Source organism: Saccharomonospora iraqiensis subsp. paurometabolica YIM 90007, from assembly GCF_000231035.2.
In the GTDB taxonomy this organism is placed as follows: Bacteria; Actinomycetota; Actinomycetes; order Mycobacteriales; family Pseudonocardiaceae; genus Saccharomonospora; species Saccharomonospora paurometabolica.
This window is the reverse complement of record NZ_KI912254.1, coordinates 12,646-20,674: the sequence shown is the minus strand read 5'-3', so window position 1 is coordinate 20,674 and position 8,029 is coordinate 12,646. Positions and strand designations below refer to the sequence as shown.

The window sequence follows — 8,029 nt, the reverse complement described above, 5'->3', positions numbered from 1 at the left end:
ACCCGGGTCGCCGACGTCGGGCGGGTGCCGGACGGTACCCGCCCGGCACCGTCATCCTCCGGCGGCGACCCGCAGGACCACACAGGTGATGTTGTCCGGTCCCCCCGCGTCGTTGGCCAGATCGATCAGCGAGGACACCGCGTCGTCCGGGTCGGCAGCCGAGCCGAGCACCGATCCGATGCGCTCGACGGGGACGACGTCGGTCAGCCCGTCCGAGCACAGCAGGTACGTGTCGCCCGGTTCAGCCGTGTACCCGGCGACGTCCGGTTCCGCCGGGACGCCCGCGAGCAGGGCACGCACCAGCACGGACCGGCTCGGGTGGCGTTCGGCCAGTTCCGGGCTCATCCGCCCCTGGTCGACCAGGGTCTGCACCATCGTGTGGTCGCGGGTGAGCTGGGTGAGCGTGTCCCCGCGGAGCCGGTAGCAGCGCGAGTCGCCGATGTGCGCGAGGGAGAACCGCGGTGGCGCCCACAGCATCGCCGTCAGGGTCGTGCCCATGCCGCTCAACGCGGGGTCCTCACCCACCTGCCGGTCGAGTCGTTCGGCGGCGTCGGCGACCGCCGCGGCGAGCTCGGCGTCGAGGTCGGTCCCGCTGAGGTCGGGCTCGGTCAGCCGGGCGTCCAGGTCGCGCAGCGCCGCGATGGCCTGGGCGCTGGCCACCTCCCCCGCGGCGTGGCCGCCCATACCGTCGGCCACGGCGTACAGCCGGGTCGTCGCGTAGGCGGCGTCCTCGTTTCCGTCCCGCTGCCGTCCGACGTCGGAGCCCGTGGCGGAGCGAAGGGTGAGGGCCTCGTCGTGTGTCATGTGTGCAGTGAACCATTGGTCGTGGGGCCGCGAGTGCCGACAATGCGGGATTCGTCCGGCTCTCGCGTCCGGGACGGGTGTCGGCGACCAGGCTACGGCGTCCGGTCCGGCCGCCGGAGCCGCCCTGCCCACGGGCGGTCGGCTCCGGGCTCGTGGTGAGCACGCGCTCCCGCCGCTGGAATACCGTGGGCGGGGTGGCGTCCCATTCTCCGTCCGGTCCCGGGGCCGTGCCCGAAGCCTACGAACCCGATCCGCGTCGGTGGCGTGCCCTCGCGGTGACCCTGACGGCGGGGTTCATGTCCCTGCTGGACGTCAGCATCGTGAACGTCGCGCTGCCGTCGATCCAGCGCGGTCTGGACGCCTCCACGGCCGGGGTGCAGTGGGTGGTGTCCGGGTACGCCCTGACGTTCGGTCTGGTCCTCGTCTCCGGTGGCAGGCTGGGGGACGCGGTCGGCAGACGGCGGATGTTCCTCATCGCGCTGTCGGCCTTCGTCCTGACCAGCGCACTCGCCGGGGCGGCGGTCAACGAGTCCATGCTGGTGCTCGCGAGGCTGCTCCAGGGGGTCGCCGCGGGACTGCTGACCCCGCAGAACAGCGGGCTGATCCAGGAGTTGTTCCGCGGCGCGGAACGGGGGCGTGCGTTCGGCGCGTTCGGGACCACGGTCGCGATCTCCACCGCGGTCGGCCCCGTGCTCGGTGGGCTCATCATCGCCCTGGTCGGGGCCGACCAGGGCTGGCGGTGGGTGTTCTTCGTCAACGTCCCCATCGGGGCGGTGGCGTTGGTCCTGGCGGCGCGCCTGCTGCCGCCGTCCGCCCCGCGAGGGCGCCCGGTGCGTTCGCAGCTCGACTACCTCGGCATGGTGTTGCTGGGCCTGACCGTGCTGGGTGTGCTGCTGCCGCTGGTCCGCTCCGAACAGGACGGTCTACGGCAGCTGTGGTGGATGCTGCCGCTCGCGGGGGTGGTGGGGGCCGTGTTCGTGTGGTGGGAGCGCCGCGTGCTGGCGCGGGGCGGCTCCCCGCTGCTGGACGTCCGGTTGTTCACCCGCACCCCCGGCTACGCCACCGGGGCGGCCATCGCGACGGTGTACTTCACCGGCTTCGCAGGGATCTGGCTGGTCTTCGCCCTGTTCTTCCAACAGGGGCTGGGGTACACGCCGCTGGAGTCGGGGCTCGCGGTCACGCCGTTCGCCCTCGGGGCCGCGGTGTCGGCCGCCGTCGCGGGGCGCCTGGTCGCCCGATGGGGGCGGAAACTGACGTTGCTGGGGCTCTCGCTGGTGATGGTCGGTCTGGGCACCGTGGCGGCGATCGCCCCGCACACCGCGCCCGCCACGACCGGGTACGTGGTGGCCGCCCCGCTGCTGCTGGCCGGCCTCGGCGGCGGCATGGTGATCTCGCCGAACACCACCCTGACCCTCGACCGGGTCCCCACCCGGATGGCCGGTGTGGCCGGGGGTGCCCTGCAGACCGGGCAACGGATCGGCACGGCGGTCGGGGTGGCCGTGCTCGCGTCGGTGTTCCACGCGGGGATCGGCGCGGGCGGATACCCCACCGCGCTGGGGTGGGCGATGGTGTGTTCGGTGGCCCTCACGGCGGTGGCGCTGACCCTGGCGACCGTCGACCTCCGCAGGCATCGTGACCGCACGTTGACCGAGGAGGCACACACCGTCAGGTGAGTTGCTCCGACAGGGTGACATCCGCGGCTCCGCCCCGCACTCCAACTGGCGGAACGTCGACTGCTCGGGTAAGGCTGAAACCGGTCTTTCCCGCACCGGCACACCGGTCCGCGGACCCGTCGTGGTGGTGCGCGGGCGGCGTGCCCGGTCACCGAATTCCGTCCCGGCGGTCGAGGGGGGCCGAACGGGACGGTGGGGAAGACGATCCCGTCCGGGTGGGTCCCGACAAGGAAGGGGACGGGGCTCACCCGGACCCTCCGCACCTCCGGAGGTCACATCGGGCCGCGGCGGTCTCCCCGGCCCGGCGTGGTGCGTCCGGGGGAATCCGCGCGGCACCGGGTTTCCCCGGGGCGGTGCCGGACCACCCCCGGGTACCACCGTGGTCGCCGGGGGACGTCGCGGCCCGCCGGGCCCACCCGTCGCCGGACGGCCACCCGACCCCGGAAGAGGTGGTCCGATGGCCGAGCATCCGCACGTCACCGAGGCACGGGCCCGGCAGGTCGCCGAGCAGGCCCGGGAGAGCGGCTGGACGAAGCCGTCGTTCGCCCGGGAGCTGTACCTCGGGCGGCTGCGCCTCGACCTGATCCGGCACACACCGCCCGGAGCGGGCCCGGGAGGCGGGGACACGCCCGCGGCCGAGGCGTTCCTCGCCCGGCTGCGGTCCTACTGCGAGACGCTGGACCCGACGGTGATCGAACGGGAGGGCCGCATCCCGGACACCTACGTCAAGGGGCTCGCCGAACTCGGCTGCTTCGGTATCAAGATCCCGGAAGACTACGGCGGACTCGGACTGTCGCAGCTCGCCTACAACCGGGCCCTGATGCTCGTCGGTTCGGTGCACTCGTCGCTGAGCGTCCTGCTGTCCGCCCACCAGTCGATCGGCGTGCCCGAACCGCTCAAACTGGCGGGGACACCCGAGCAGAAGGCCGAGTACCTGCCGCGGTGTGCCCGGGGCGCGGTGTCGGCGTTCCTGCTCACCGAGCCGGACGTCGGGTCCGACCCGGCGCGGCTCGGCACGAGGGCCACCCCCACCGACGACGGTGCGGCCTACGAACTCGACGGTGTGAAGCTGTGGACGACGAACGGGGTGGTGGCCGAACTCCTCGTCGTGCTGGCCCGGGTGCCCCGCACCGGGGAACGTCCGGGAGGCATCACCGCGTTCGTCGTGGAGGCCGACAGCCCGGGCATCACGGTCCGGCAACGCAACACCTTCATGGGGCTGCGCGGCATCGAGAACGGCCTCACCCGGTTCGACCGGGTCCGGGTGCCGCGCGCCAACGTCGTCGGGGGTGAGGGGGACGGGCTGCGGATCGCGCTGGCCACCCTGAACACCGGACGGCTGTCGGTCCCCGCCTCCTGCGCGGGCGCCGCGAAGTGGGCGCTCGGGATCGCGCGGCAGTGGTCCGCCGAACGGGTGCAGTGGGGCAGGCCGATCGGGGAGCACGAGGCCGTCGCCCGCAAGGTCTCGTTCCTCGCGGCCACGACCTTCGCGCTCGAGTCGGTCGTGGAGCTCACGGCGCGGATGGCCGACGAGGGGCACGGCGACATCCGGATCGAGGCCGCGCTGGCGAAGCTGTGGGCGAGCGAGCGGGCCTGGGAGATCGCCGACGAACTGGTGCAGATCCGGGGCGGGCGTGGCTACGAGACCGCCGGGTCGCTGGCCGCCCGCGGGGAACGCGCCGTGCCCACCGAGCAGCTGCTGCGGGACATGCGGATCAACCGCGTCTTCGAGGGGTCGACCGAGATCATGCACCTGCTCATCGCGCGGGAGGCGGTCGACGTGCATCTCACGGCGGCGGGCGAGCTCGTCGACCCGTCCGTGGGGCCGCGGCGCAGGGCCGTCGCGGCGGTCCGTGCGGGTGGCTTCTACGCCCGGTGGCTGCCCCGGCTGGTCACCGGGGCCGGGCGGGTGCCGACCGCGTTCGCCGAGTACGGCGACCTCGCCGGGCACCTGCGCTATGTCGAGCGTGCCGCGCGCAGGCTCGCCCGGTGCACCTTCTACGGCATGGCCCGGTGGCGGGCGGCGATGGAGAAACGGCAGGCGTTCCTCGGCCGGGTGGTCGACATCGGGGCGGAGCTGTTCGCGATGACCGCGGTGTGTGTCCGGGCGGAGACCCCCGGCGCCGACGAGGAGGACCGCGGCCGCCCGGCGCACGAGCTCGCCGACGCCTTCTGTGCGCAGGCGCGGCTGCGGGTGGAGGCGCTGTTCGGCGCGCTGTGGACCAACACCGACCGCGGTGACCGTGCGCTGGCGCGTCAGGTCCTCGCCGGGCGCTACGCCTGGCTGGAGGAGGGGGTGCTCGACCCGAGCGAGGGCACCGGTCCGTGGATCGCCGACGGCGACGGGCACGCCGGGACGGTGGACGGGGGTGGCGTGGCGCGTCGCTTCCTGCCCCCGACCCGCTGAACCCGGCGGGGGCGTCAGTCGCGGTCGTCGCCGTGGTCCGGGGACCCGGCGACGGGCTCACCGGACAGCGCGGCCAGCGCCTTCGCGGTCTTGCGCCGCTTGTACCGGACGACGGCGAGCACACCCACGACGCCCAGCGCCACGACCACGGCGGTGCCGCCGGTGCTGAGGGTGTTCTCCACCTGCCGGGCGGCCTCGCCCAGGACGGCGCCCAGGCTGATGTGCAACAGCGACCAGGACGCCGCACCGGCGACGACGGCGGGCAGGAACCGGCGGTAGGGCAGTCCGGCCGTGCCCGCCGCCGCCGGGGTCAGTGTGCGGACCACCGGCAGGAACCGGGCGAAGAACACCGCCCACACGCCCCGCCGGTTCAGGATCGTGCACGCGCGGTCCCAGGCGTCGCCGCCGTAGCGCTGGACGAGCCGGGTCTCCCGCAGGCGCGGCCCGTAGCGCCTGCCGAGGGCGTAGCCGATCGAGTCACCGATCCCCGCGGCGACCGTGACCACGCCCCACAGCACCAGGAACCGGGGCATGGTCGTGGCGGTCGTCGCGGCGATCAGCAGGCCCGACTCCCCGGGGGCGATGAAGCCGAGACCGACCGTGCACTCGAGCAGTACCAGCAACCCGGTGGCGCCGACCAGCGCGGGTTGCGGCAGGCTCTGCAGCCAGTCGAGGAACTCGGTTACCACGGATCGCCCCCTGTGGTCGCGGTGCCGGCCCGCCGGAACCGGTCATGTCGATTCCGTCGACGGTAACGCCCGTACCGTTCCGGCCTTTCCGGGGCTTCCCGGCAGCGACCGGTCCGTGCGGCGGGGTCCGGCACCACGTGTCCTCCGGGTCAGCGCTGCCGCGCCAGGACGCTGCTCGCCTCCTGTGCGGCCGGGGCCGCCGCGGCCAGATGGTCCAGGTTCTCCGGCAGGGGCTCGCCACGGTGCTGCTTCGTCTTGGCGAACAGCTTGCCCGCGCGGTACGACGACCGCACCAGGGGACCCGCCATCACACCCGCGAAACCCAGCGATTCGGCGGTCTTCGTGTGCTCCACGAACTCCTCCGGCTTGACCCAGCGGTCCACCGGGTGGTGCCGCGGGGAGGGGCGCAGGTACTGCGTGATGGTGAGGATCTCGCACCCCGCGTCGACCAGGTCCTTCATGGCGGGCTCCACCTCGTCCGGGGTCTCGCCCATGCCGAGGATCAGGTTCGACTTGGTCACCAGCCCCGCCTGCCGGGCGCGGCGGATCACGTCGAGGGAGCGTTCGTAGCGGAAGCCCGGCCGGATGCGCTTGAACACCCGCGGCACGGTCTCGGTGTTGTGCGCCAGCACCTCCGGCTCGGAGCCGAACACCTCGGCGAGCTGGTCGTCGTCGTTGTTGAAGTCGGGGATGAGCAGCTCGACGCCGGTGCCCGGGTTCAGCGCGTGGATCTGGCGCACCGTCTCGGCGTAGAGCCAGGCCCCGCCGTCCGGGAGGTCGTCCCGGGCGACGCCGGTCACGGTCGAGTAGCGCAGTCCCATGGCCTGCACGCTCTCGGCCACCCTGCGCGGCTCGTCCACGTCCAGGTCGGCGGGCTTGCCCGTGTCGATCTGGCAGAAGTCGCACCGCCGGGTGCACTGGTCACCGCCGATGAGGAAGGTGGCCTCGCGGTCCTCCCAGCACTCGTAGATGTTGGGACAGCCCGCCTCCTCGCAGACGGTGTTCAGACCTTCGCGCTTGACCAACCCCTTGAGCTCGGTGAACTCCGGCCCCATGCGGGCGCGGGTCTTGATCCAGGACGGCTTCTTCTCGATCGGTGTCTGGCTGTTGCGGACCTCGAGCCGCAGCAGCTTCCGACCCTCCGGCACCACAGTCACGCGCCCCACCCTACGCGGGAGGTGCCGGTGGGTTCGACTACGCGGGATCCGGGGTGACGCCCGTCAACTCCGCGGTCAGGTCCCACAGGCCGGCACCCGTCGCCCGGTCGAGTGCGCGGCGTGGTGGTCTGTTCACCCTGGGGTGACCGCGGAGTTCGCCCGGCCCGTCCGGACCGACGTAGTCCCCTCCGCGCACCTCCCCCGCGGTGGCGGCGTGCAGCTGGGGCAGCGTCCCGATGCGGGCGCTCTGCCCGAACAGGTCCGCGACCCGGGCTCCCGCCCCGACCACCGCACGCGCCACCGGATTGCCGTGCGAGCGGGCCATCGAGCCCGCCAGTCCCGTGGTGGTGTATCCGGGGTGTGCGGCGACACTGGTCACCGTGGGTGCCCCGTCCTCCCCGCCGTCGGTGGCGGCGCGCAGCCTGCGGTCAAGCTCCACCGCGAAGACCAGGTTCGCCAGTTTCGCCTGCGCGTACGCGGTGGCGGGGTTGTAGCGGCGCCGGGTGAAGTGCGGGTCACGCAGGTCGATCCGGCCGCGCAACGCGGCGAGGCTGGACACGGTGACCACGCGGGCGTCGCGGCCGCCCCGCAGGGCGGGCATGAGCAGCCAGGTGAGCGCGGCGTGTCCGAGGTGGTTGGTGCCGAACTGGGTCTCGAACCCGTCGGCGGTCTCGCCGCGTGGGGTCCCCATCAGTCCCGCGTTGTTCAGCAGCACGTCGAGCGCGCCACCGGTGAGGTCGGTCACCGTCCGGGCTGCCGAACGCACCGAGTCGAGGTCCGCCAGATCCAGCGGGACCAGCTCCGGCCGGACCCGGGCGCGTGCCTCGACCTCGGCCAGCGCCCGCCGCCCGCGGTCGGCCGACCGGCAGGCCAGCAGCACCCGCGCACCCCGTTCGGCGAACACCGTGGCGCTGCGCAGACCCAGGCCCGAGTTCGCCCCGGTGATCAGCACGGTGCGCCCGCGCTGGTCGCCGATGTCGTCCTCGTCCCAGCCCCGACGGGCCCCCGAGTCCCGGAAAACCGTCATCCGGCCACCCTACCGACACACTCCGCAACCTGATCAACACCCGCCGCCCCGGCCCCGTGGAGGTGGGCCGTGAAGGCCCCCTTGCCTGCGCCCGGCGCCGTGAAGGGGTCCTTCCCTGCATGTGACGCAGTGAAGGAGTCCTTCACGGCATGCGACGCAGTGAAGGAGTCCTTCACGGCACACCCCCGGGGGGGCGGGTCAGCCGGTCGGGGCCAGCTTGCGGAGCCAGCCGGTGAGGGTGGCGGCCGGGGAGGTGGCGCGGCGGGCCCGGT

At 73.5% G+C, this 8,029-nt stretch carries 6 protein-coding genes; 2 read left to right on the top strand and 4 right to left on the bottom strand.

Annotated elements, in window-relative coordinates:
- Window positions 1-51 precede the first annotated feature (51 nt).
- On the bottom strand, window positions 52-804 hold the full coding sequence (locus tag SACPADRAFT_RS0218035; protein WP_007025590.1) for a PP2C family protein-serine/threonine phosphatase: 753 nt from the start codon (window positions 802-804) through the stop codon (window positions 52-54).
- A 194-nt stretch (window positions 805-998) separates the two neighbouring features.
- Here SACPADRAFT_RS0218035 and SACPADRAFT_RS0218030 point away from each other — a divergent pair, with 194 nt between their 5' ends.
- Window positions 999-2,477 carry an MFS transporter gene (locus SACPADRAFT_RS0218030; RefSeq protein WP_233357208.1) on the top strand — a complete coding sequence of 493 codons (1,479 nt, stop codon included), beginning with the start codon at window positions 999-1,001 and terminating at the stop codon, window positions 2,475-2,477.
- Window positions 2,478-2,934: 457 nt separating this feature from the next.
- Window positions 2,935-4,884 carry an acyl-CoA dehydrogenase family protein gene (locus tag SACPADRAFT_RS0218025; RefSeq protein ID WP_007025592.1) on the top strand — a complete coding sequence of 650 codons (1,950 nt, stop codon included), beginning with the start codon at window positions 2,935-2,937 and terminating at the stop codon, window positions 4,882-4,884.
- Window positions 4,885-4,898: 14 nt separating this feature from the next.
- Here the strand turns inward: SACPADRAFT_RS0218025 and SACPADRAFT_RS0218020 are convergent, their stop codons facing one another.
- The 3 genes from SACPADRAFT_RS0218020 to SACPADRAFT_RS0218010 form a co-directional block, all read right to left on the bottom strand.
- Window positions 4,899-5,573: a DedA family protein gene (locus SACPADRAFT_RS0218020; protein ID WP_007025593.1), complete on the bottom strand. Its 675-nt coding sequence runs from the start codon at window positions 5,571-5,573 to the stop codon at window positions 4,899-4,901.
- Window positions 5,574-5,722: 149 nt separating this feature from the next.
- Window positions 5,723-6,730: a lipoyl synthase gene (lipA, locus tag SACPADRAFT_RS0218015; protein ID WP_007025594.1), complete on the bottom strand. Its 1,008-nt coding sequence runs from the start codon at window positions 6,728-6,730 to the stop codon at window positions 5,723-5,725.
- A gap of 37 nt (window positions 6,731-6,767) precedes the next feature.
- Window positions 6,768-7,757, bottom strand: a complete 990-nt coding sequence (locus SACPADRAFT_RS0218010) for an oxidoreductase (RefSeq protein ID WP_007025595.1) — start codon at window positions 7,755-7,757, stop codon at window positions 6,768-6,770.
- Window positions 7,758-8,029 lie beyond the last annotated feature (272 nt).